Genomic DNA, 23150 nt, shown 5'->3' with positions numbered 1-23150 from the left:
GGGGGAACCGCGATGACACTCCTGACCACCACCGACACGGCACGCCCGCGTCCGGCCGCATGGGAGGTGGGCCGACGCTTCCTGCTCCGGGCCGCCGGGCTGCCCATGGAGACCGTGCACGGGCTGCGCTGCCCGCGCACCCGCGCCTGGGCCGACGAAGTCCTGGCCCGCGAGGAACGCCTCGCCGACGGCGGTTCCGCCGTGAGCGAGGCGCTGCACGCTCTGGTCGAGGCCGCCGACGCGGTCGGCGACGAGGCCCGCCGGGCTCTCCTCGCCCTGCGTCGCCAGATCTTCAACAACCGGCTGCCCACGGACCCGGGGGCGGCCGTCCGTCTGGTGACCGGACTCGACGCGCCGGCCGGCGCCCGCGTCTCCGCCTGGCTGGGCGACCGTGTCGCGTACGGCGAACTCCTCGCCGAGGGCCCGGCCCTGCTCGCGGAGGAACTGGGCGCGGCACGCGGAGAGTTGCGGGCCTCGCTCGCCCGGGAGCCACTCCGCCGGGGTCTGCTCCTGGCCTCACCGGTGCTCGACGGCCGGCTCGACGCCTACCTGGGTGACACCCGCGCCGACCCGGGCAGGCGGATGCGCAAGATCGAACGGTCGGCCCTCACCTACCTGTACCGCACGGCGTGCAAGACCAGCCCGTTCAGCACCCTCACCCCGGTCGCGACCGGGGTCTTCGACGCCGGGGCGGGCGAAGGTGCCCACCTGCGCATCGGGGAGACGTGGACCGGTCACGTACGCCTCAACGTCGTCGCCCTCGGGCGGCTCGCCGAGCTGATCCTCGCCGATCCCGTACGCCGCCAGGACCTGCCCGTCGTGCTGTCCCCGGGCTGGGGGCGTGACGAGGACCGGATCCGTTACGTGCGGCAGTGGGTGACGAGCGGCGACGACGACGCCTCCGTCACCTTCGACTCCGTCCGCGACCGGCTGTTCTACCTCCGTGGCAGCGGCACCCTGGAACGCCTGCTCGCGTTCCTCGACGAACGCACGGGGCTACGCCACCGCGACCTGGTCGAGTGGCTCGGGAACGAGCACGGCGCCGACCCTGCCGAGTGCGAGCGCTATGCCTCCGCGCTGCTCCAGCTCGGCATGGTCCAAGTGCCGTGCCTGCGCACCGATGTGCACAGCCCGGACCCGTTGCGGTCCTTCCGGCGGGCCCTGCGCGATCTCGCCGCGCCGTGGGCCGACTCCGTGGCCGACGCCCTGGGCGGCCCGGCCGCCTGCCTGACCGCGTACCCCGCCGCCGGCCTCGCCGAACGACGCACTCTTCTGCGGAGCCTGCGCGAGCAACTCCTGAACATCCAGCGCGACTTGGGAGCCGAGGAGCCCACACTGCCACGAACGCTCCTCTACGAGGACGTCAGCGCGGGCGACGACCTGGTCTGCGGAACAGGACTTCTGGCGGGATCCACAGGACAGGCCTTGCGTGCGATCGAGGGCGTCCTGCCGATGTTCGACCTCACGCTGCCCCACCGCATCACCCTGCACGGCTTCTTCCTGGCCCGTCACGGACGCGGTGGCCGCTGCGACGACCTGCTCGGCCTCGTGCACGACTTCCACGAGGACTTCTTCGACCAGTACGTCTCCTTCGCTGCGAAGCGCACGGCGTTCGACGAGAACGGGGAGTACGTTCCCGAGGAGAACTGGCTCGGCCAGCCCACGCTGCGGAGTCTGGACGCAGCCCGGCGCCACTTCGTCACCGGCATGCGAGCGTTGTGGGAGCGACACGGCGGGGACGAAGAACTGCGGCTGCCCTCCCAGCTGCTCACCGCAGTGGCGGGTGAACTCGATTCACTCGTCGGCGACTTCGTACCGCAGAGCCATCACCTCCAAGTGGCTCTCCCCACCACCGGCGGCGACGCGCGACCCCGCGTGGTCCTCAACCGCTCGTACGGCGGACTCGCCTTCCCCTTCAGCCGTTTCACCCATGTGTACGACGGGGTGACAGGGTCCGCGCCGCCCGACGGGGCCGGCCTCTCGGAGCGGTTGCGCGCCGAGCTGCGCGCCCGTCAGCCGCGGGGAGCCGTCTTCGCCGAGCTGACCGGTGGACCCGTCACGAGCAATCTCAATCTGCACGGCAGGCTGACGGACTACCAGATCGTGTGCCCCGGCGAGACGGCCACGGTTCCGGAGGACGCCAGGCTCGACCTCGGCGACCTCTCCCTGGAGCACGACGAGGAGTCCGACCGCCTCGTCCTGCGCTCGCGCCGGCTCGACCGCGAGGTCGTACCCGTCTACCTCGGCTACCTCGTGCCCGTGGCCCTGCCGGAGATCCCCCGCACCCTGCTGCTCCTGTCGCCGAGCTCCATGACCCCGACCGACGTGTGGGGCGGCGTCCCCGAGGGCCCGGCCGTCGACGGCGTCACCCGCAGGCCGCGGGTGGTCCACGGCGACATCGTTCTGAGCCGCCGCAGCTGGACGGCGGACGCCGCCGTACTGCCGGTCCGCCGCCCGGGTGCGGACGAGTCGTCGTGGTACCTGGAGTGGCGGCGCTGGCAGCGCGCGCACGGCCTGCCGGACCAGGTGTTCGGCACGGTGCTGCGAGACGGCCGCCGAGCGCTGGGCGCCAAGCCCGTGTACGTGGACTTCGACAGCCCGCTGTCGCTCACCGCGTTCGACGCCCTGGTGGACCGGGAGGCGGGCACCGGGGTGGCGCTGCGCGAGATGCTCCCTGCCGAGGACGCGCTGCATCTGACGTCCACGCAGGGCCGGCACGTGGCCGAACTGGCCGTGGAGACCTTCACTTACCGCCACCGCACCGAGGACGGCCCGACATGCCGGAACTGATCTCCCCGCGCCCCGCTCCTTCACCCGGACTCGCTCCTTCACCCGGACTCGCTCCTTCGTCCGGACTCGCTCCTTCACCCGGACTCGCTCCTTCGTCCGGTTCCGCTCCCACGCCCACGACCGGTGATCCGGGCTCCTCGCCACAGGAGGGTGCCTCGCCGCAGGAGGGTGCCTCGCCTCAGGAGCCGGGAGCGTGGATCGCCCTGCACGTCTTCTACGCCGCCAGCCCCCGCCCCCTGCTGGTGGACTGCGTGCGGCCGCTCGTCGCCCGGCTCACGGAGGAGGGTCTGCTCGCGGGTCACTTCTTCATCAACTACTGGCTGGAGGGCCCGCACGTGCGGCTGCGGCTGCGCCCCGCGAGCCCGGCGGCGGCTCCCGAGGTGAGACGCCGGGCCGAGGAGGCGCTCACCGCCTTCCTCAGGGCCCGCCCCGCGCTGTACGAGGTCGACTCCGGCTTCCTCAAGGACTTCTACAACGCCCTGTTCGACATAGAGTTCCCGGGGGAGGACCGGGGGCGCTACATGGGTGACGACGGCCGGATGAGGCTGCGGCCGAACAACAGCTTCAGTGAGGAGCCGTACGCCCCCGAGTACGCCAAGTACGGCGGCCCGGCCGGGGTCGAGCTGGCCGAGTGGCACTTCCGCCACTCCAGCGAGCTGGTCGTCGACGCCTTCCGCACCATGAACCTCCATCTCCGCACCGTGCTGCTGGGCACCTCCGCCCAGCTGATGATGGTGATGGCGAGCTGTTTCCTGCCGGAGGAGGACCGGCTGGCCGACTACCTGGACGGCTACTACGAGTTCTGGCACCGCGCGTTCCCCGGGACCGGGTTCATCGGCTCGAAGGAGTACGAGCGCAGCTACACGGAGATGGCGCCCGCCCTGGGGCGCCGGTTCGCCGCCGTCCGGGCCGCGGTCGCGAGCGGCGAGCTGGAGCGACTTCCCTCGTTCCTGCGGGGCTGGGCGGAACACTGTCTGGAACTACGGGGCCGTATACAGGAGTTGGCCGGTCGTGGTGAGCTCCTCTTCCCGCTCCGCGAGGGTCCCGCCCGCGAGGACACCGGGCAGGTGCGAGCGGAACCGGCGGACGCCGTCCCGTTGGCGCCGCTGACCCATGTGCCCTCGGTGCTTCCCCGGCTCCTCTCCCCGTACATGCACATGACCAACAATCGGTTGCACGTGACGATCCGCGACGAGGCCTATCTGTCCTTCGTCCTCGGCCAGGTCCTCAGGGACCCGCACGCCGGGGCGACGGACGCGTGACCGCCACCTCCGCGCGGGCCTATCGCCCCGCCCTCCGGCCGGGTGTGCTCCTCAGTCCGCCCCTCCTGCGCGGTCCTCGTACCGTGCACCTCGTCAAACACCCCGTCACCGGGGCCGCGTTCGAGGTCGGAGTCAAGGAGTACTTCCTCATCTCGCGCCTCGACGGGACGCGGAACCTCGACGACCTCGCGCCCGCGTACGCGGAACAGTTCGGCCGCCGGCTCGGCGAGGAGCACTGGAACCGGCTCCTCGGCCTCCTCGGCACGCGGGGCCTCCTCGTCGGCGCCCCCGATCCGGCCGCCCCGGCCCCCTCCCCGGGGCGGCCCAACTCCCTCTGGCGTGGCACCCGGCCCCTGGTCGCGGACGCCGACGCCACCACCGCGCGGCTCCACCGCACCGTACGTCCCCTCCTCCGTCCGACCGTCCAACTCCCCCTCCTCTCCGCCGTCCTCGTCCTCGTCGGCGCGCTCGTGTGGCGGTCGGGCGAGCTGATCGACGGCACGGCCGAACTGGTCCGGCAACCGTTCGCCCTGACGGGCGTCGCCCTGTTCCTCTGGGCGAGCATCACCCTCCACGAGCTGGCGCACGGCGTCGCCGCCCAGCAGTACGGGGGGCACGTCGCCGAGATCGGCCTTCGCTGGTGGTTCCCCTCCGCGCTTCTCTACTGCACGGTCGACAACTACCTCTTCCTGCCGGGCCGGAGGGCCAAGCTGGTCATCGCCGGGGCCGGCGCGTACCTCAACATGATGCTCCTCCTGCCCTTCGGCCTCTGGTGGTTCCTGCTCCCCGTCGACGCGCCGGAGCACTCCCCGCTCGCCGGCCTCCTGGTGCTCGGCACGATCCAGGCGCTGAGCAATCTCGTACCCCTGCCGCCGCTCGACGGGTACCGGATGCTCGGCCACCTCCTCGGAACGGCCCACCTCGCGCCCGAGACACGGACCTATCTGGCTCTGCGCCGGAGCGCCGACGGGACCGAGGCCCTGGCGGGCTATTCGACGCGGGCCCGACGGATCTACACGGGGTACGCGATCGGCTCGACCGTCCTGGTCCTCCTCGCCGCGGCGGCCACCGTCACGTTCGTGCTCCACCTGCTCGGCTGACCCGGGTGAGCGCCGGCCCGCCGCTCCCCGCCCCGACGACTCCCCGACCACAAGGATCCACGCACCGCAGAGTGAGGTACAGGCCATGTCAACCACATCCGCCGCGGGCGGTTCGCCGACCCCCGCCGTCCAGGTCCAGGGAGTCTCCAAGCGGTACGGGGACCGACAGGCGGTGGACGACGTCTCCCTGGAGATCCACCGGGGCGAGTTCTTCGGTCTCCTCGGCCCCAACGGTGCGGGCAAGTCCACCCTGATCGAGATCATGGAGGGACTGCGCCGCGCCGACACGGGCACGGTCGCCGTCTTCGGGGAGTCGCCCTGGCCCCGCAACACCGCGTTGCTTCCCCGTCTCGGCGTACAGACCCAGAGTTCGGCGTTCTTCGTACGGCAGACCGCGGGCGAGCATCTGCGTACCGTCGCCGCGCTCTACGGAGCACCCCGGAACGCCGTCGACGCCACCCTCGAATCCGTGGGCCTCACCGAGCAGCGCGGTGTCCAGGTCGAGAACCTCTCCGGCGGCCAGCGGCAGCGGCTCGCGATCGCCTCCGCGCTCGTCCACGGCCCCGAGCTGATCTTCCTCGACGAGCCGACGGCCGCACTCGACCCGCAGGCGCGCCGCGCCCTGTGGGAGGTGCTGCGCGGTCTGAAGGCGGAGGGGCGCACCATCGTGCACACCACCCACCACCTCGACGAGGCGGAGGCGCTCTGCGACCGGATCGCCATCCTGGTGGACGGCCGGATCGCCGTGACCGACTCGCCGCACAACCTGGTCGGCGCGTCGCGGGCCCCGAGTCGTCTCATGCTTCCCCTGGGCCGCCTCGACGAGGGACAGGCGGCGGCCATCGAGGGCGTCGAACGGGTCGGCGTCGAGGGCGGCTCGCTCGTCCTGGAGACCCACGCGGCCGGTCGGGTCCTCTCCGCCGTGGACAAGCTCGTCGGTCTCGACGGCGTCCAGACCCGCACCGCCAGCCTCGAAGACGTCTACCTCGACCTGACCGCCCGCCTCACCGGTGCCGGGCGGTCCGCCCACCCGCACGCCGAGACCACGGAGCTGTGACCATGAGCGCCTACGCCGCACTGACCGGGGCGGGTTACCGGGCCCAGGTCCGCGACAAGACCACCCTCTTCTTCACGTTCGCCTTCCCGCTCCTCTTCCTCGTCGTCTTCGGGTTGATCTTCCGCGGCCAGGCCGTGGAGGAGAGCGGGCTGACCTATCTCTCGTACACCGCGGCCGGTGTGCTGTCCTGGGGTGTGGCGAACGCCGCCGTGTTCGGCATCGCGTTCACCCTCATGCAGTGGCGCACCGACGACATCCTGCGGCTGATCCGGATGTCCCCGGCCCCGCTCTCCGCCGTCATCGGCTCCCGCTACGTGATCGCGCTCGTCGTCGGAGCCGTCCAGTCGGTGCTCTTCATCGGGGTGGCGATGCTACCGGTGTTCGGCCTCGAACCGGCTTCCGGCTGGCCCCTGTTGGCCCCGGTCCTGATCCTGGGCATCACCACCTTCCTGCTGCTCGGGGTGATCATCGGGTCCTTCGCCAACACTCCCGAGTCGGTCGCCGCCGTCGCCAACTTCCTGATGCTGCCGATGGCGTTCCTGTCCGGGTCCTTCTTCCCGCTCGACTCCATGCCGTCCTGGCTGCAGAAGGTCTCCCTGGCCATGCCGCTGCGCTATCTGAACGACGCCGTGTCCCACGCGCTCGCCGGCCGCGGCGACTCCTCCGACGTGTGGGTGGGATGCCTCGGACTCCTCGTGTTCGCCCTGGTCTTCGGCGCGGTCGCGGTGAAGACCTTCCGCTGGACCCGGTCGTCATGAGCGCCGCCGACCGTACGCGGCCGGACCGGGCGGCCGTCAGCAAGGTCGTCCGGACGGGGCCGGACCGGGCCGCCGTCAGCACCGTCGACCGGACCCCGCCGCTGCCCCTGCCGATGGACGAGGCACGCGCCGGGCTCCGGGCCGCTCTCGCCCGGCGCCTCGGCCGGGACATCCCCGTCGTCCCGGTCGGCGTCACGGACGCCGCCGCTCCGCTCGGCGGCCGGGGAGCCCCGGACCCGTGGGCGGCCGAACGCTCCGGCGCACGCGTCCACCTCACCGCCTCCGCGGTGCTCATCGGCCCCTGGGGCGGCGACGGAACCGCGCCCGCCTGCGGCCGCTGCCTCGCCCTGCGCTGGCAGCGGTTACGCAGCCGCAGCGAGCGCGACGCGCTGGAGACCGGCGGTCCGGAGGGGCCGCGCCCGGCCGGGGTGTGGCCCCTGCTCACCGACCACGTGTACGACGCGGTCGCGGCCCTCCACGAGGCGGTGCTCGACGGTCCCGGCGCCGAGGCCGCCTCGTCGGACCCCGCCGACCGGACGCTGCCCCAGGTCACCCGTATCGACCTGACGACGCTCGTGGTCCGCACGTACCCCGTCCTCGCCGATCCGCTCTGCCCCGACTGCGCCCCCGACCGTGTCCCGGCCGGGCCCCGGCCGATGGCCCTGGTCGAGCGGCCGAAGCCCGACCCCGGCACTTACCGGCTGCGTCCCGCGTCCTCGTATCCCCTCCCGCGCGAGGCGCTCGCCAACCCGGTCTGCGGCGCGCTCGGGGGCGGCACGTGGATCAGCGTCACCTCACCGACCACGGCTCCGGTCGCCGGGAGCGTCTTCGTCCGGGGTTACGCCGGTCTCAACGACGTCACATGGAGCGGTCAGGAGAACACCTTCTCCACCAGCCGCACCCTGGCCTTCCTGGAGGGCCTCGAGCGGTACGCCGGAACCCACCGGCGCGGCCGGCACACTCCCGTGACCGGCTCGTGGAACGAGCTGCGGGCCGACGCCGTCGACCCCGCGTCGTGCGGCTTCTACGATCCGCGCACCTACCGGGACGACCCGCTGGTCGACCCGTTCGACCCGGACCGCGCGATCCCCTGGGAGTGGGGCTGGTCGCTCCGCGACGAGCGCCCGGTCCTGGTCCCCTCCCGCCTCGTGTACTACAGCGCCGGTCTCGCGGCCGACAACTTCGTCTTCGAGTGCTCCAACGGCTGCGCCATCGGCGGCTCTCTCGAAGAGGCGGTCCTGGGCGGGCTGCTCGAACTCGTCGAGCGCGACGCGTTCCTGAACGCCTGGTACGGCGACGCCCGGCTCACCGAGATCGACCTGGCCACGGTCGGCGGCCGGACGTCCGCGGCCATGGCGGAGCGTGCGGGCCTGCAGGGGTACGACGTCCACGTCCTGGACAACCGCATCGACCTGCCGGTGCCCGTGGCCACCGCGGTGGCCGTACGCAGGGACGGAGGCCCCGGCACCCTCTCCTTCGCCGCGGCGGCCTCCCTCGACCCGCGGTCCGCCGTGGAGGGCGCGCTGTCGGAGGTGCTCACCTACATCCCGCACCTCTCCCGCCAGACGCGGGAGCGCAGGGCCGAACTGGAGGCCATGGCCGAGGACTTCAACCGGGTGCGCCATCTCAAGGACCATGCGCAGCTGTACGGGCTGCCGCGCATGGCGGAGCACGCCCGGGGCTACCTGGAGCCCCTGTCGGTACGTCCCTTCGACGAGGTCTACCGGGACTGGGAGTCGACCGGCCGCCCCCGGACGAGCGATCTCCGGGACGACGTCCGGGCGGTGACCGACATGCTCGCGGGGGCCGGCCACGATGTGATCGTCGTCGACCAGACCACCCCCGAGCAGGAGCGGATGGGGCTGTGCACGGTGAGCACCCTCGTCCCGGGTCTGCTGCCGATCGACTTCGGCTGGAACCGGCAGCGGGCGCCGCTGCTGCCCCGGCTGCGGACGGCCCTGCGCCGCGGCGGCCACCGGGCGACGGACCTGACCGACGCCGAGATCCGCATGGTCCCGCACCCTTTCCCGTGACCGCAGGGCTGCGCGAGGAGCGGAACGGAAGGCGCCCGGCATCCGGGGAACGGATACCGGGCGCGCCTCCGGCCGCGATGCGGCCGGCGGGACGTGGATCAGGCCGAGCAGGAGGTGGTGCTGGTGGTGGAGCTGCAGGTCGAGGTCGAGCTGGTGCTGGTGGAACCGGCGAGGACGACCTCGCTGGCGTCCGAGTAGTCGGAGATCTCGAAGGTCTCGGCCTCGAGCTCGAGGATCTCGTCGGCGAGCGTGCTCAGGTCCTTGTTCATGGCGCCTCCTCTTGACCACGGTCCCGGGCGGGACCGTCCGGGGGTGTACGTCCCTCATTCCACCGCCGCCCGCTCACCGTTCGGCACGTCTCCCGCACGCACATCGCTGGCACGCGACGCCAGCGGCGCGCCTCCTCCCCCTTGGAGCCTCGTGAACCGGCCCGAACACCTTCACCCCGACCCGGCGGGCCGGCCCGCGCCCGCCCACCCCGACCCGGCCGACCGACCCCAGCCCCTCCACCCCGCCCTCGCCTCGGTCGGGGAGGCGCTCCGGCCCGCCCTCACGCTCTACCTGGACGTCCACCGGACCCCGGAGCTGTCGGGCGAGGAGCGCCGCACGTCCGCGCTGTTCGCGGACCGACTCGCGGCCCTGGGTCTGGAGGTCACCCGGGGCATCGGAGGTCATGGCGTGGCCGGCGTCCTGCGCAACGGCACGGGCCCGCGGGTGTACCTGCGGGCCGAACTGGACGCCCTGCCGCTGGAGGAGCGGACCGGGCTGCCGTACGCGAGCGGGAACGGCGCCATGCACGCCTGCGGCCACGACCTCCACCTCGCCGCCGCGGCCGGGGCGGCGGACGTCCTGGCCCGCACGGCCGCGCACTGGCGGGGCACCCTGGTCGTCCTCGGTCAGCCGGCCGAGGAGACGCTGACGGGCGCCCGCGCGATGCTCGGGGAGGGCCTGTACGAGCGTTTCGGCAGGCCGGACGTCGTCCTAGCCCAGCACACGGCACCGCTCCCGGCGGGCATGGTCGCGCACGGCACCCCGCAGGGTCCGATGACCGCGGCGAGCACCGCGCTCGCCGTCGTCCTGCACGGCCGCGGCGGTCACGCCGGAACCCCCCACCTGGCCGTGGACCCCGTGGTGACGGCAGCGGCCGTGATCACCCGTCTCCAGACGATCGTCTCCCGCGAAAGCGCCCCCGCCGACCAGCTCACGCTCACTGTCGGCACCCTGCGGGCCGGCACGGCGGTGAACGTGGTGCCGGACACCGCGGAGTTGGGCATCGGGCTGCGGGCCCTCACGGACGCGTCCCTGGACCGCGCGCTCGCGGCGGTGGAGCGCATCGTCCGGGCCGAGTGCGCGGCCTCCGCCTGCCCGCGCGAACCCGAGATCACGACCGTCTCCCGCACCCCGGCCCTGTGGGGAGATCCGGCCGCGACCCGGGCGGTCCGCGCCGCCCACACCGCCCTCCACGGCCCCGCCCGGGTCGCCGACTGGCCGCCGTCGATGGCCTCGGAGGACTTCCCGCTGTACGGCGGCGCGGGGGTCGCACTCCATGGCGAGAGGGACGTACCGCTCGTCTACTGGATGGTCGGGACCGCGAGCCCCCGTCAGTGGGCGGCCTCGGCCGGCCGGCTCCCGCCGAACCACTCCCCTCTCTTCGCCCCCGACGTGCGGACGGCCCTGCCGCCGGCCATCACCGCCCTGACGGCGGCGGCGCTGAGCCGGCCGGCCCTCGGCGCCGCCCCGGGGACGGCGCCGGAGACTCCGGGCCGATCACTCACGGGGTGACCGGGCCGCGCTCGTGCGGGATCTTCTCCCCGGCCTCGACCGCGACGGGGAGCCGGTTCTCGGCCGGCGGCAGCGGGCAGGTCGCGAAGTCGGTGTACGCGCAGGGCAGATTGGTGGCGCGGTTGAAGTCGATCACCACCTCGCCCTCGGGCCCTGGTGCGTCGATCCGCAGGCTGCGGTTGGCCGCGTACGTGGTGACGCCCGAGGTGGCGTCGGTGAAGAGCACCGTGAATCCGCCGGGGGTGTACCCGTTGAACGCGGTGAGGCTCAGTTCCCGGCCGTCGAGCCGGAAGGTGATCCTGCCCGGTGCGTCGTAGACGTGCCGCAGCCCCTCGACGGAGGCGCCGACGGTGGTCGGACGCGGCTCGTCGAAGGGGACGTACCGGCCGGTGACGACCCAGCGCGGATCGGGCGTGTACGCGGGTGTTCCGGCGAAGGCGACCCGCAGCGGGTGCCCGGGGTTCCTCGGCCGGACCACGTCGTGGCCGCCGCGCTTGGCGACCTCGATCACGGTGTCTCCCCAGACGGCGTCGACGCCGCCGCGCTCGGGGACGACGCCGAAGTCGTACCGTCCCCGGACGGCCGTCCCGTCGACGACGAGTTCGGTCCCCTCGTCGAGTTCGACGGTGACGCCGTCGGGTCCGGTCGACCAGAGCCCGGGGGCGTCGGGGACGCGCTGGGGCTCGTCGTTGAGCCAGTGCAGGCCGGTGATGGCGAGGAAGCCGTGCTCGGCGGCGAGCCTGGCGTCCTTGTCGCGGTGCCACTCCTCCCACTCGGCGGTGAAGGCCTTCACTCCGGAGTCGGCGTCGACGTCGGCCTCGGTCGTGGGAACGGGGGCGTTGCGGGTGGTCATGGGTCCTCCTGATGTCGTCTGCGCATCGCGTGCGGGGCTTGCACCGGGAGGCCGCTCGCGCCCGCCCGTGCCGACGGGGCCCGAAGGGGCGGCCGGAGGGTGACGCTCAGGAGTGTGACGGGGGCACGGTGGTCGCGCGGGCGACGGCCGGCTGCCGGGACGAGGGCCTCGGGTCAGCCGGAACAGGACGTGGTCGTGACGCGCACGTAGTCCACGTGTCGGCGCGTCACGAGCAGGGTCATACGGCCAGCAAAGCACAACTGCCGCGCTCCGGACCAGTGATCCCAGATTCTGGATCACCGGGTCCGGAGCACGGCACGCGCCGGTCGGGCGGAGCCGACGAAGATCGTCAGACAGGCCCTAGCGGCCCTGGAGGGCCTTCACGTTGTCGCCGAACGTCCAGCCCTTCGACCCGTCCCAGTTCGCCGACCAGGTCATCAGGCCCTTGAGTGCCCCGCCGTAGTGGTTCCACGCCTGCGCCACGAGCGACGGCGCCATGTGGCCACCGCCCGCGCCCGGCTGTGCGGGAAGGCCGGGGACCTGCTTGTCGTACGGCACCCGGATGGTGGTGCCCTGGATCACGAGGCCGCGGTTCAGACAGTCGGTCTGCGCGACGAACCCGGCGACGGTGCCCGCCGAGTAGGAGTCGCCCGAGCATCCGTACATGCTGCCGTTGTAGTACTGCATGTTGAGCCACCACAGGCGTCCGTTGTCGGCGTACTTCTTGACGATCGGCAGGTACGCCCCCCAGATCGAGCCGTAGGCGACGCTGCCACCGGTGACGTACGCGGTCTCCGGTGCCATCGTCAGTCCGAACCCGGCGGGCATGCGGGCGAGGACGCCGTCGATGATGTACACCAGGTTGGCCTGCGACGCGGACAGGGTGCCGATGCTGCCGCTGCCGACAAGACCGGTCTCGATGTCGATGTCGATCCCGTCGAAGTTGTACGTCTTCAGGATGGGCACGATGGTCGCGATGAACCGGTCGGCGACGGCACGGGAGTTGAGGTCGATCCCCGCGGCGGCTCCGCCGATGGACATGAGGAGCGTCGCCCCCGCCGCCTTGGCGTTGCACATCTGCGCCGGGGTGGAGACACGGACGGTGCTGTCCATGCCGTCCTCCCACAGCACCGTCCCGTCCGAACGGATCACGGGGAACGCGGCGTTGATGACGTTGTAGCCGTGGGTCGCGAAGCGCGGGTCGTCGATGGGTGCCCAACCGAAGGGCGGGTGGACGCCGTTGGCCGCGCCGTCCCAGTTCTCCCAGTAGCCCTGGAGTACTTTTCCGGCCGGCTTCTGCTTGAGGGCACAGGTGTCCGCGGCGGCGGCGGACGGGGCGGCCACGGCGGTGGGGGCCGCGAGGGCGGCGGCGAGCAGGGTGGCGAGACCCGCTCCGAGGAGACGAGCGATCCGGGGGGCTGGCATGCGTGCTCCTGGGGACGTGGGGGGGGTGGTCCTAGGTATGGCGCGCGCTCCAGCAGACCGTAGGTTGGTCCAGACCATTCGTCAACCACCCTCGCGGGCAAGGGTGTTACCGACCTCCCACCGTCAGACCGTCAGGCCGTGGGCAGCGTCAGGCCGTGTGCAGCGTCAGGCCGTAGCGACCGAGGATCTCGTTCACCGGCTGGAACCAGGTCTCTCCGCCGGTCGAGCAGTTGCCCCAGCCGCCGGAGGTGACGCCCTGCGCCTGGTCACCGCTGATGAACGCGCCACCGGAGTCGCCGCCCTCCGCGCACACGCTGGTCTTCGTCATCTGATGGACGGCGCCCTGGCTGTAGTTCACGGTCTCGTTCTTGGCCAGCACGCTTCCGCAGTGCCACTTGGTCGTGGACCCCGAGCGGCAGATCGACGCCCCTATCGGCGCCTCGGCGGAGCCCCGGACGAGCCGGTCCGACACCGTCCCCCAGCCGAGCACCACGGGTACCGTCCACCAGCCGCTGTGGATGCTCACGTACGCGTAGTCGTTCCCGGGGAACGAGGAGCCCTGGAAGGTCCCCATCGCGGATCCGTCCCAGCCCCGGACGGCGGCTCCGGCCCCCGCACAGTGTCCGGCGGTGACGAAGCCGCCGTGCACGGAGAAGCCGATGGAACAGCGGACGTTGCCGGTGTAGTACGGATCGCCACCGACGGTTCCGGCGGCGTAGGTACGGGGCGCGGTCGCCGTTTCGGCGACGGTGACGGGTCCGGTCTCGCGCGCCCGCTCGACGAAGGCCCGCACGGCGGGGGCGTTCCGGTCGGCGCGGACGACGGTGACGACGACGCTGTTGGAGCGGGGGTCGACGTGCCAGCCGGCGACGCCGGCGGGGGCCGACCGCGCGTCGAGCCCGGCCTTGGCCCGGTCGAGTGCGCCGGCGCTGTGCCGGACGAGCCGGGTGTCGGTGCCCAGCGCCCTGACCTCGGCCTCCTCGTGGCGGTCGGTGAGGGCGACGACGAGCCGCCCGGTGCGCGCGTCGAACCAGGAGCCGCCGTACGAGGCACCGGCGGTCTTCCTGGCCTCGGACTCCACGCGGGCCGCCGCGCGTTCGGCCGTCAGCCGCTCCTCGGCCTGCTGCGCGGTGAGCCCGAGGTCCTGGCGCATGGCGTCGAGGAGACCTGCCGAGGCGGTGGGCGCGGCGCCGGTGGGGATGGCGCTCGCGGGGGCGGCTTGGGCGGCGCCGAGTCCGACGGTGAGCAGAAGGGCCGCGGCGGCGGCGCGCAGGGCGGACGTACGTTTCACAGGAGCCTCCTAGTGGGGGGAGCAGGCACTGAGAGCGCTCTCAAGCGAGCGCGGAAGCCACCGTAGCGAGACTCCACTTGTCAGGTCCAGACCACGACCGGACATTCCGATCGGAGGATGGCGGGGACGAACGCCCGCAACTACCTGCCGAAACAATCTGCAAGATCTTGCCGACAGGCGTCACGGACTGCTTGACTCACCGACGGACACGGGCAGTTGAGCCGCCCCACGCGCACGAGAGGAACATCGATGACCAGTCAGTACGACGTCCTCGTCCTGGGCGGGTCGGGCGTCGACACGATCGTGTACGTTCCCGAGCTCCCCCTCCCGTACGCCGACAGCTACATGATCAGGCCGGGTATCGAGACCCGCGCCGGGCAGACCGGCGACTTCGTCGCCCTCGGCCTCAGCACGCTCGGCCTGCGGACGCACCACATCGACATGCTCGGTGACGACCCCGCGGGCGACCTCGTCCGGGCGTTCCACCGCGACCGCGGCATCGCCTTCACCGAAGTGCCCCTGCCCGGCGGGACGAAGCGGGCCGTCAACCTCGTCGGCCCCGACGGCCGCCGGCTCTCGCTCTACGACGACAGCCGCTCCCAGGAGTCCGACCGGCTGCCCGAGGAGCTGGTCCGCTCCCTGGCGTCGGCGAGCCGGCACGCCCACGTCTCGATCACGTACCCCTGTGCCTTCGCCGTTCCGCAGCTGCGGGAAGCGGGCCTGACGATCTCCACGGATCTCCACAACTGGGACGGCGAGAACCCCTATCACGAGCCGTTCGCCTACGGCGCGGACATCGTCTTCGTCTCGACCACGGCCCTGACGGACACGGAGTGGACCATGCGCCGCATCCTGGAGCGGGGCCGGGCGGAGGTCGTGGTCGCCACCGCCGGAGCCGAGGGCGCCTACATGCTGACGGCCGACGGGCTCGTCCACGTACCGGTCGTCGCGCCGCGCGACCCCGTGGTCGATTCCAACGGCGCGGGCGACGCCTTCGCCGCAGGCTTCCTCTTCGGGCGGCTGACCGGCGAGGACCTCGACCGGTGCGCGCTCTACGGCGCGGTGGCGGGCGCCCACGCGTGCACCGTGCCGGCCACCGGGAGCGACGCCATCGACCGCGCGCGGCTCCTCGACGAGGTCGCCACGGCACTGGGCTGACCGGGAGGAACGCCCGGAAGGGCCCGGTCCGTCGCGCGACGGACCGGGCCCTTCGGTACACACAGGATCAGGTGGATCAGACCCGGTCGGCCGCGATCAGGACGTACTGGAAGGAGCCATCCTTGTAGGAGTTGATGAACGCCTCCTCGATGCCGGTGACCAGGGACGACGTGGCGCGCAGCTCCCAGTAGGGCAGGGTGTCCGGCGTCAGGTCGATGACGGCCTGCGGGACGAGACGGTTGTCGGCCATCGCGCGCAGGTACTCGCGGCGGGAGTGGATGTTGCACTCGAAGTGCGCGTTGATCTGGGAGACCCACTTCGAGGGCTGGCCGTACCGCGGGTTCCAGCAGCCGGTGATGGTCACGTAGCGGCCGCCGACCTTGAGGAAGCGGGAGTGCTCGGCGAAGAGGTCGTCGAGCTCGACGTACATGCTCGACTCGTTGTTCCACGAGGCGGCGATGCTGCCCTTCTCGAACGGGGTGTCCAGCATGTTGCAGACCTGGGCATGGACGTGGTCGTCGATGCCGAGCTCCTTCGCGCGCTTGTTGCCGAAATCGGCCTGCGTGGAGGAAAGGGTGACGCCCTCGACCTTGCAGCCGAAGCGCTGGTGGGCCATGACGCTCGAACCGCCGCGGCCACAGCCGGCGTCCACGAGCGTGTCGTCACGCCCGATGGCTCCGAGGTTGTCCAGGAGGACCTCGGCCTGCGCGGACTCCAGCCGGTGCAGTTCGGTGATCAGCTTCTTCTCGTACTCGCTGTCCGCCCTGTCCCCGAGGGCGGCGTGGTCGACGGCGCCGATGCCGTAGTGGTGGTGGTAGAGCCCGTCGACGTCACCCAGGCGCAGGTTGACGGGCCTGGCCTCGTCGTTCCAGTAACGGGCGATGTCACCCTGGTACGGCGTCGCCGGGGACGGGACGAACGCGGAGGTGCCGTTGACAGTGGTGTACTCGGTGCTGGTCACAGATAATCCATTTCTTACCAGAAATCGGGCAGGCTGTAGCGATAGGTGTTGGTCTGGTGCCAGTAGTGGTTGCCGTCGACCCACACGGCCACGCCCCGCAGGAAGCGCTGCACGGTCGGGACGGGGCAGGCGGCGGCGAGGGCGGCGGCCTCGGCCTCGAAGTCGCGCATGAGGTCGTTGTGGACCTCGACGGCCTTCAGATAGCCCTCGCGGTCGGAGACGCCCTCACGGTCGGCGATCACCACGGGCAGGTTCAGGTGCTTGCCGGGGCCGGCGAGTTCCTTCATGTACGAGTACAGGTCGTTCACGATGGTGGTCGCGTTCCCGGCGAGCGCGAGGACGCGCTGCATGGCCGGCTGGGCGTGCAGGTCCGCCGGGAGTTCGTAGCCGCCGACGGTGTCGGTGATGGTGGGGCAGGGGCGGAAGTTGTTGAACTGGCGCATCGCCAGGTACTCCCACACCTCCGGCATGTGGTCCGTCTCGGCCCAGGCGGCCTCGGCGAGGTAGCCGAGGTGCAGTCGGGCCATGTCGTGCCGGAACCGGTCGGCCTGCGAGGGGGTCGACTGGTCGACGAAGTACTCCATGGCGGAGCGGTAGGCGCGCCGGGGGGCGTCCTCGTGGAGCGACTCCGCCCACGACGGCTGGTACTCCCGCGTCGTGTGCAGCGGGTCGAGGGCGGTGTGCGCGAGGAGGAGGCGTCCGCCGAGGCCGATGGGCGAACCGCCGTGGTCCTCGCAGTAGCAGTCGTCGACGGCGTTCTCGGCGACCATCAGGCGTGTGGCGAGCATCAGGTGCTCGACGGTCGGGGCGTCCGGGTGGCAGGCGACCATGTAACGCCCGACGGAGAATCCGTCGAACTCGCCCTCCCAGTCGTCGGGGTAGAGCTGCACCTCGTCGAGCGCCCAGGACTTGATCCTGCGACTGACCTCGTCCACCCGTACGGGGTCCGGTTCGGGTACGGGGTGGTAGTAGAGGCCCGGGATCGGCCGGCCCTCCTCCGGCGCCCCGGGCGTCGGAGGTTCCGGCAGCGGGGGCGCGTCCTCCCGCCGGGCCAGGGACAGCGCTGCCGTGCCGAGGCCGGTGGGACCCCGCAGGATGCGTCCCAGGTCGGGGACCGGCGGCGCGGTCACGGGAGCGGCCACGACGTCGGGTGCGGTCACGGCTGCGGGAGCGGTCGCGGCGGGGGGAGCCATCGCTGCGGCGGTCGCGGCGGCAGCGGTCGCGAGGGCCGCCACCCCGGCGGACCCCGCCGTCTCGGTGGGAGCGGCCGCCCGGGCGAGGACGTGGGCCCCGAAGTGGGCGGCGGCCGTGGGCAGGCTCGACTGCAGAGGGGAAAGCCCGGGTTCGGGCATCCGTGACTCCTTGGTGAGGGTGATGGGCTGTCCGGGGTCCCGGGTACGGTCGGCCGGCCCGGGACGGTCCGGGCTGTCGTGGCCGTCGTGGCGGCCGCGGGTCAGCTCCTCTAGTGCCTGCGGGCGATCTCCACGTTCTCGAGCACGCCCAGCGCGTTGGGCACGAGGATGGCGGCGGAGTAGTACGTGGTGACGAGGTACGACATGATCGCCTGCTCGCTGATCCCCATGAAGCGCACCGAGAGGCCGGGCTCGTACTCCTCCGGAAGACCGGTCTGGCGGAGGCCGATGACGCCCTGGTTGTCCTCGCCGAGGCGCATGGCCAGGATCGAGCTGGTGTTCTCCTTGGTGATGGGGATCTTGTTGCAGGGCAGCAGCGGGACGCCCCGCCAGCTCAGGACCTGCTGCCCGTCGAGGTCGACGGTGCCCGGGTTGAGCCCGCGGGCGTTCCACTCGCGCCCGATCGCCGCGATCGCCCTGGGGTGGGCGAGGAAGAGCTTGGTGCCGCGGCGGCGGCAGAGGAGCTCGTCGAGGTCGTCCGGGGTGGGCGGGCCCGAGTGGGTCTGGATCCGCTGCTTGAAGTCGGCGTTGTGGAGCAGGCCGAACTCCCGGTTGTTGATCAGCTCGTGCTCCTGGCGCTCGCGCAGCGCCTCGATGGTGAGCCTGAGCTGCTCCTCGGTCTGGTTCATCGGCCCGTTGTAGAGGTCGGCGACCCTGGTGTGGACCCGCAGAACGGTCTGCGCGACGGAGAGTTCGTACTCACGCGGCTTGAGCTCGTAGTCGACGAAGGCGCCCGGCAGCGCGACCTCGCCGGTGTGGCCGGCCGACATCGCGATCTCGGCCTCGCCGTGACGGTTCTGCCGCTGGAGCGGGAGCGAGCTGAACTCCTGGATGTGTGCCTGGAGGGCCGGCGCGGAGGCCATCACCGCGGCGAACTCGGCGCGGGAGAGGGTGAGCAGCGTGCCGGAGGTCTCGGCGGTGGCGGTGTAGTCCCATCGGGCGTCGGCGTCCAGAAGGGCGTTCTCACCGAAGCGGTCGCCGTCGGCGAGTACCGCCACGGCCACCTCGTCGTCGTACTTGCCGAGGGAGGTCTGGTTGATGCGTCCGTGGGCGACGAGGTGGATCTGCTCGGCGGGGGCGCCGCGCTCGACCAGCACCTCGCCGGCGCTGAAGTCGCGCTGGACGCACCGGGCGGCCAGCGCGTTCAGCACCTCCTCGTCCTCGAAGCCGCGCAGCAGCGCGAGTTCACCGAGCTCACGGGGGATCACCCGGACGTGGGCTCCGTCCTGGACGAAATCGATGCGCCCGTCGCCGACGGTGTAGCTCAGCCGGCGGTTGACCCGGTAGGCGCCGCCCTTGGTCTCGACCCAGGGGAGCATCCGCAGCAGCCAGCGGGAGCTGATCTCCTGCATCTGCGGGGCGGACTTGGTCGTGGTGGCGAGGTTCCGGGCAGCCGCGGTACTGAGGCTGGACTGCTTGGGCGTGTCCAGCTGTGCGTCCGGGCTCGTGTCAACGGTCATGGGGCGGGCTCTCCTTCGCAGGGGGTGGCGACCGGCACACGGGTGCCCCGGTCGGTGAAAGAGGAGAAAGTCGGGAAAGGGGAAAAAGGAGGATGAAGTTCTGGGAATCCGTCCAGATCCCGGGGAACAGTAACGGCCGGTACACCCGGCGCACCCCATCAGTTCGAGGGCATTACCTCGAAACGGCGATCTTGCTCCCTGCGAGGTTTAAGCAGGTGAACTGCGCTATTCGGGCCATGTGGCCGAGAGGCCGTGGGTCTGCCGGCCCGTCCGTCCACGTTCCGGTTCGAATGCCGCGTCAAGGTTCGGCCCGTCGGCGTCGGGGCTCCTCGACGACCGACGCCAAGAGGACATATAGTGTGCTACTGCGACAAACCGGTGCACGCGGGCTAGATTCGGCTTCCAGTCATCTCTCGTTGCTGCAAGGGGCGGGCAGGTCATGTCGAACGTCGATACCGGAACAGACGCCACCACCGCCGGGTCCCCGAAAGCGGCCAAACTGACGCTCGTCACGCTGACCGCGATGGTCGTCGGATCCATGGTGGGCGCCGGAGTCTTCTCACTGCCCCGGCGGTTCGCGCAGGAGACGGGCGTCGCGGGCGCGCTGATCGCCTGGGCGATCGCCGGCTTCGGCATGCTGATGCTCGCGTTCGTCTTCCAGGCGCTCGCGGTGCGCCGCCCGGACCTGGACGCCGGTGTCTACGCGTACGCGAAGGCCGGCTTCGGCGAATACCTGGGCTTCTTCTCGGCCTTCGGCTACTGGGCGAGCGCCTGCGTCGGCAACGTGACGTACTGGGTGCTCATCATGTCGACGATCGGCGCGATCTGGCCGGCGCTCGGCGACGGCGACACCGCCCTCGCGATCATCCTGTCCTCGGCCGGACTGTGGGCGTTCTTCCTGCTCATCCGGCGCGGGGTGAAGGAGGCCGCCGCGATCAACCGGATCGTGACGGTGGCGAAGGTCGTGCCCATCCTCGTCTTCGTCATCCTGGCCCTGTTCTGTCTGGACCCGTCCGTCTTCGCCGACAACTGGGGTGGCGCCGACTACGCCGGCTCGCTGTTCAACCAGGTCCGCGGCACCATGCTCGCCACGGTCTTCGTCTTCCTCGGTGTCGAGGGCGCCAGCGTGTACTCCCGGCACGCCAAGCGCCGCGAGGACGTGGGCAGGGCGACGATCCTGGGCTTCCTCAGCGTCTTCGCCGTCTTCGCCTCGGTCACCATCGTGTCGTACGGGATCCTGCCGATGAGCGAGATCGCCGAGCTGCGCCAGCCCTCCATGGCGGGCGTCCTGGAGGCGGCCGTCGGCACCTGGGGCAGCGTCTTCGTCAGCGTCGGCCTGATCATCTCCGTCCTCGGTGCCTATCTCGCCTGGACCCTGATGGCCGCCGAGGTGCTCTTCGTGGCGGCCAAGGACGAGGACATGCCGCGCTTCCTGGGGCGCTCCACCGGCGACGACGTCCCCGTGCCCGCCCTGCTGATGACCACGGCCCTCAGCCAGGTCGTCCTGGTCGTCACGGCGTTCTCCGACGACGCGTTCAACTTCGCCCTCGACCTGACCAGCGCGCTCAGCCTGATCCCGTTCCTGCTCGCCGCCGCCTTCGCGGTGAAGATCGCGCTGAGACCCGAGCAGGAGCGGGTCTCGGGCCGGAGCACCCGCCGGGAACTGGTCGTCGGCATCCTCGCCACGATCTACACGGCGTTCCTGCTGTACGCGGCCGGGCTCAAGTTCGTCCTGGTCTCCTTCATCCTCTACGCGCCCGCGACCTTCCTGTTCGTCAAGGCCCGGCGCGAACAGGGCAGACGGCTCTTCTCCCCGCGCGAGCTGGTGATCCTCGCCGTCTCGATCGCCGGCGCCGTCATGGGGGTCGTGGCCCTCGCCGCCGGCTGGATCAGCCTCTGAGCCCCTCCCCCTCGCCCGCCTCACCCTCCTCCCCCGTCCCGTCCTCACCCCGCACCCGAAAGGCCCCGCATGACCAGCAACGACGCTTCCGCCAAGCCCGCGCTCGGCGTGTACTCCGAGGTCGGACGGCTCCGCAAGGTCCTGGTCTGCTCCCCGGGGCTCGCCCACCGTCGGCTGACCCCGACCAACTCCGACGACCTGCTGTTCGACGACGTGATGTGGGTGGAGAACGCGCAGCGCGACCATGCCGACTTCGTCGACAAGCTGACCCAGCGGGGCGTCGAGGTCGTGGAGCTGCACAATCTGCTCACCGAGACGATGGCGATCCCCGAGGCGCGGGCCTGGCTCCTCGACCGGAAGATCATCGCCAACGAGGTCGGCCTGGGCCTGATCGACGACACCCGCGCCTTCCTCGACTCCGTCGCGCCCCGCGATCTGGCCGAGTACCTGATCGGCGGCCTGTCGACGGCCGACCTGCCCGACGCGTTCCGTTCCGGATACGTCTCCCTGGCCCGCGAGGCCACCGGAGTACGCGAGTACCTGATGCCGCCGCTGCCGAACACGCTCTACACCCGGGACACCACCTGCTGGCTGTACGGCGGAGTGACCCTCAACCCGCTGTACTGGCCCGCCCGGCACGGCGAGACCCTGCTCATGAAGGCGATCTACAGCTTCCACCCCGACTACAAGGACGCCACCGTCTGGTGGGGTGACCCCGAGCAGGACTGGGGCCAGGCCACCTTCGAGGGCGGCGACATCATGCCCGTCGGCAACGGCGTCGTCCTCATGGGCATGAGCGAACGCACCTCCCGGCAGGCCATCACCCAGGTCGCGGCCTCGCTGTTCGAGGACGGCGCGGCCGATCGGGTCATCGTCGCGGGCATGCCGAAGCTGCGCGCCGCGATGCACCTGGACACCGTCTTCACCTTTGCCGACCGAGACATCGTCACGCTCTACCCGAAGATCATGGACTCGGTCCACACCTTCACGCTGCGGCCCGGTGACAAGGCCCCCGGCGTCGACATCACCGACGAGGGCGGCACCCCCTTCGTGGACGTGGTCGCCAAGGGCCTCGGCCTGCCGAAGCTCCAGGTCATCGAGACCGGCGGCGACGTGTACGCCTCGGAGCGGCAGCAGTGGGACAGCGGCAACAACGCCGTCGCCCTCGAACCCGGCGTCGTCTTCACGTACGACCGGAACACCCAGACCAACACGCTGCTGCGCAAGGCGGGCGTCGAGGTCATCACCATCGTGGGCGCCGAACTCGGCCGGGGCCGCGGCGGCGGGCACTGCATGACGTGCCCGCTGATCCGCGACGCGGTCGAGTTCTGACGACATGTGAAAGAGCCGGCCACCCCCGTGGAGGGGGTGGCCGGTTCGGCGCGTTCCGGGCGGCCCGGTTCAGTCCGTCGCGTCCGGGCCCGCCAGCTGCTCGGCGAGCTCCCGCTCGCTCTGCTCCGAGAGCGAGGTCTTGAGCACGGTTCCGCCGAACTTCTCCAGGGCCGCGGCGAACCTGTCCTCGGTGACCTTCGACGCCATGACCACGACGGCGGACGAGCCGGGCGCCAGCAGCGACTGCACCTTGTCGCGGAACTTGTTGTCGACGCCCATCTGGTTCAGCTTGCCGATGAGCCCGCCGACGGCGGCGCCCACCACGCCGATCCCCGGCGTGAGGATGATCATGCCGAAGACCATGCCCCAGAGGGCGCCGGCGGTGGCCGAGAGCGCGACCTTGCCCTCTCGCCTCGCCGGGGTGTCCACATGGGTCTTGCCGTCCGCGTCCACCGAGACCACGGCGAGTCCGGTCAGTTCGACCACCTGGCTGCGTTCGAGCTCCTGAACCACGGCGAAGGCCCTGTTCGCGACTGCGCGATCGTCGTAGCCGAGGACGATGAGTTCGGACATACC

At 71.5% G+C, this 23150-nt stretch carries 18 protein-coding genes; 10 read left to right on the top strand and 8 right to left on the bottom strand.

The genetic code is table 11. The annotated features are described in order from the left end of the window. Positions 1-12 precede the first annotated feature (12 nt). The 6 genes from OG462_RS38480 to OG462_RS38455 all read left to right on the top strand — a co-directional run bounded on the left by OG462_RS38480 (position 13) and on the right by OG462_RS38455 (position 9000). Positions 13-2790 carry a lantibiotic dehydratase gene (locus tag OG462_RS38480; protein ID WP_406065189.1) on the top strand — a complete coding sequence of 926 codons (2778 nt, stop codon included), beginning with the start codon at positions 13-15 and terminating at the stop codon, positions 2788-2790. Continuing rightward, on the top strand, positions 2778-4052 hold the full coding sequence (locus OG462_RS38475) for a lantibiotic dehydratase C-terminal domain-containing protein (protein WP_406065188.1): 1275 nt from the start codon (positions 2778-2780) through the stop codon (positions 4050-4052). The genes OG462_RS38480 and OG462_RS38475 overlap by 13 nt, the downstream gene beginning before the upstream one ends. Continuing rightward, positions 4049-5152, top strand: a complete 1104-nt coding sequence (locus OG462_RS38470) for a peptidase M50 (protein ID WP_406065186.1) — start codon at positions 4049-4051, stop codon at positions 5150-5152. Before OG462_RS38475 ends, OG462_RS38470 begins: the two co-directional genes overlap by 4 nt. A gap of 85 nt (positions 5153-5237) precedes the next feature. Beyond that, on the top strand, positions 5238-6209 hold the full coding sequence (locus tag OG462_RS38465) for an ABC transporter ATP-binding protein (protein ID WP_406065184.1): 972 nt from the start codon (positions 5238-5240) through the stop codon (positions 6207-6209). A gap of 2 nt (positions 6210-6211) precedes the next feature. Beyond that, entirely contained in the window at positions 6212-6967 is a 756-nt protein-coding gene (locus OG462_RS38460) for an ABC transporter permease (protein ID WP_406065182.1), read from the top strand. Between the two features lie 113 nt (positions 6968-7080). Then, on the top strand, positions 7081-9000 hold the full coding sequence (locus tag OG462_RS38455) for a TOMM precursor leader peptide-binding protein (RefSeq protein ID WP_406066871.1): 1920 nt from the start codon (positions 7081-7083) through the stop codon (positions 8998-9000). A 98-nt stretch (positions 9001-9098) separates the two neighbouring features. Here the strand turns inward: OG462_RS38455 and OG462_RS38450 are convergent, their stop codons facing one another. Then, positions 9099-9269, bottom strand: a complete 171-nt coding sequence (locus tag OG462_RS38450) for a thiazolylpeptide-type bacteriocin (protein ID WP_030757923.1) — start codon at positions 9267-9269, stop codon at positions 9099-9101. A gap of 151 nt (positions 9270-9420) precedes the next feature. Here OG462_RS38450 and OG462_RS38445 point away from each other — a divergent pair, with 151 nt between their 5' ends. Next, a complete protein-coding gene (locus tag OG462_RS38445) occupies positions 9421-10782 on the top strand; it encodes an amidohydrolase (protein ID WP_406065180.1) in 1362 nt (453 codons plus the stop codon). Here the strand turns inward: OG462_RS38445 and OG462_RS38440 are convergent. From OG462_RS38440 to OG462_RS38430, 3 genes are all read right to left on the bottom strand, one after another. After that, on the bottom strand, positions 10772-11635 hold the full coding sequence (locus OG462_RS38440; RefSeq protein ID WP_406065178.1) for a DUF1684 domain-containing protein: 864 nt from the start codon (positions 11633-11635) through the stop codon (positions 10772-10774). The genes OG462_RS38445 and OG462_RS38440 overlap by 11 nt on opposite strands. Positions 11636-11995: 360 nt before the next feature. Next, the gene (locus tag OG462_RS38435) at positions 11996-13060 is read right to left on the bottom strand and encodes a chitinase (RefSeq protein ID WP_406065176.1); all 1065 of its coding nucleotides are present in this window, start codon (positions 13058-13060) and stop codon (positions 11996-11998) included. A gap of 148 nt (positions 13061-13208) precedes the next feature. Continuing rightward, positions 13209-14351 carry a S1 family peptidase gene (locus OG462_RS38430; RefSeq protein WP_406065174.1) on the bottom strand — a complete coding sequence of 381 codons (1143 nt, stop codon included), beginning with the start codon at positions 14349-14351 and terminating at the stop codon, positions 13209-13211. A 249-nt stretch (positions 14352-14600) separates the two neighbouring features. On the opposite strand from OG462_RS38430, the gene OG462_RS38425 reads away from it, so the two are divergent. Next, positions 14601-15509 carry an adenosine kinase gene (locus OG462_RS38425; protein WP_406065172.1) on the top strand — a complete coding sequence of 303 codons (909 nt, stop codon included), beginning with the start codon at positions 14601-14603 and terminating at the stop codon, positions 15507-15509. Positions 15510-15585: 76 nt separating this feature from the next. Here OG462_RS38425 and OG462_RS38420 read toward each other — a convergent pair whose 3' ends face one another. The 3 genes from OG462_RS38420 to OG462_RS38410 all read right to left on the bottom strand — a co-directional run bounded on the left by OG462_RS38420 (position 15586) and on the right by OG462_RS38410 (position 19342). Further along, positions 15586-16470, bottom strand: coding sequence for a geranyl diphosphate 2-C-methyltransferase (locus tag OG462_RS38420; protein WP_406065170.1), 885 nt, complete (start codon positions 16468-16470; stop codon positions 15586-15588). A gap of 14 nt (positions 16471-16484) precedes the next feature. Continuing rightward, on the bottom strand, positions 16485-17822 hold the full coding sequence (locus OG462_RS38415) for a family 2 encapsulin nanocompartment cargo protein terpene cyclase (protein ID WP_406065168.1): 1338 nt from the start codon (positions 17820-17822) through the stop codon (positions 16485-16487). Between the two features lie 110 nt (positions 17823-17932). Next, positions 17933-19342: a family 2B encapsulin nanocompartment shell protein gene (locus OG462_RS38410; RefSeq protein ID WP_406065166.1), complete on the bottom strand. Its 1410-nt coding sequence runs from the start codon at positions 19340-19342 to the stop codon at positions 17933-17935. Between the two features lie 439 nt (positions 19343-19781). On the opposite strand from OG462_RS38410, the gene OG462_RS38405 reads away from it, so the two are divergent. Both OG462_RS38405 and OG462_RS38400 read left to right on the top strand, forming a co-directional pair. Then, positions 19782-21242, top strand: coding sequence for a basic amino acid/polyamine antiporter (locus OG462_RS38405; RefSeq protein WP_406065164.1), 1461 nt, complete (start codon positions 19782-19784; stop codon positions 21240-21242). 69 nt (positions 21243-21311) lie between these two features. Further along, positions 21312-22574 carry an arginine deiminase gene (locus tag OG462_RS38400; protein WP_406065162.1) on the top strand — a complete coding sequence of 421 codons (1263 nt, stop codon included), beginning with the start codon at positions 21312-21314 and terminating at the stop codon, positions 22572-22574. Between the two features lie 69 nt (positions 22575-22643). On the opposite strand, the gene OG462_RS38395 is transcribed toward OG462_RS38400, so the two are convergent. Further along, positions 22644-23147 carry a DUF1269 domain-containing protein gene (locus tag OG462_RS38395; protein WP_406065160.1) on the bottom strand — a complete coding sequence of 168 codons (504 nt, stop codon included), beginning with the start codon at positions 23145-23147 and terminating at the stop codon, positions 22644-22646. Positions 23148-23150 lie beyond the last annotated feature (3 nt).

Source organism: Streptomyces sp. NBC_01077, from assembly GCF_045162855.1.
GTDB lineage: Bacteria > Actinomycetota > Actinomycetes > Streptomycetales > Streptomycetaceae > Streptomyces.
Note: the sequence above shows the minus strand (reverse complement) of the source record. Positions and strands in the feature narration are given on the sequence as shown.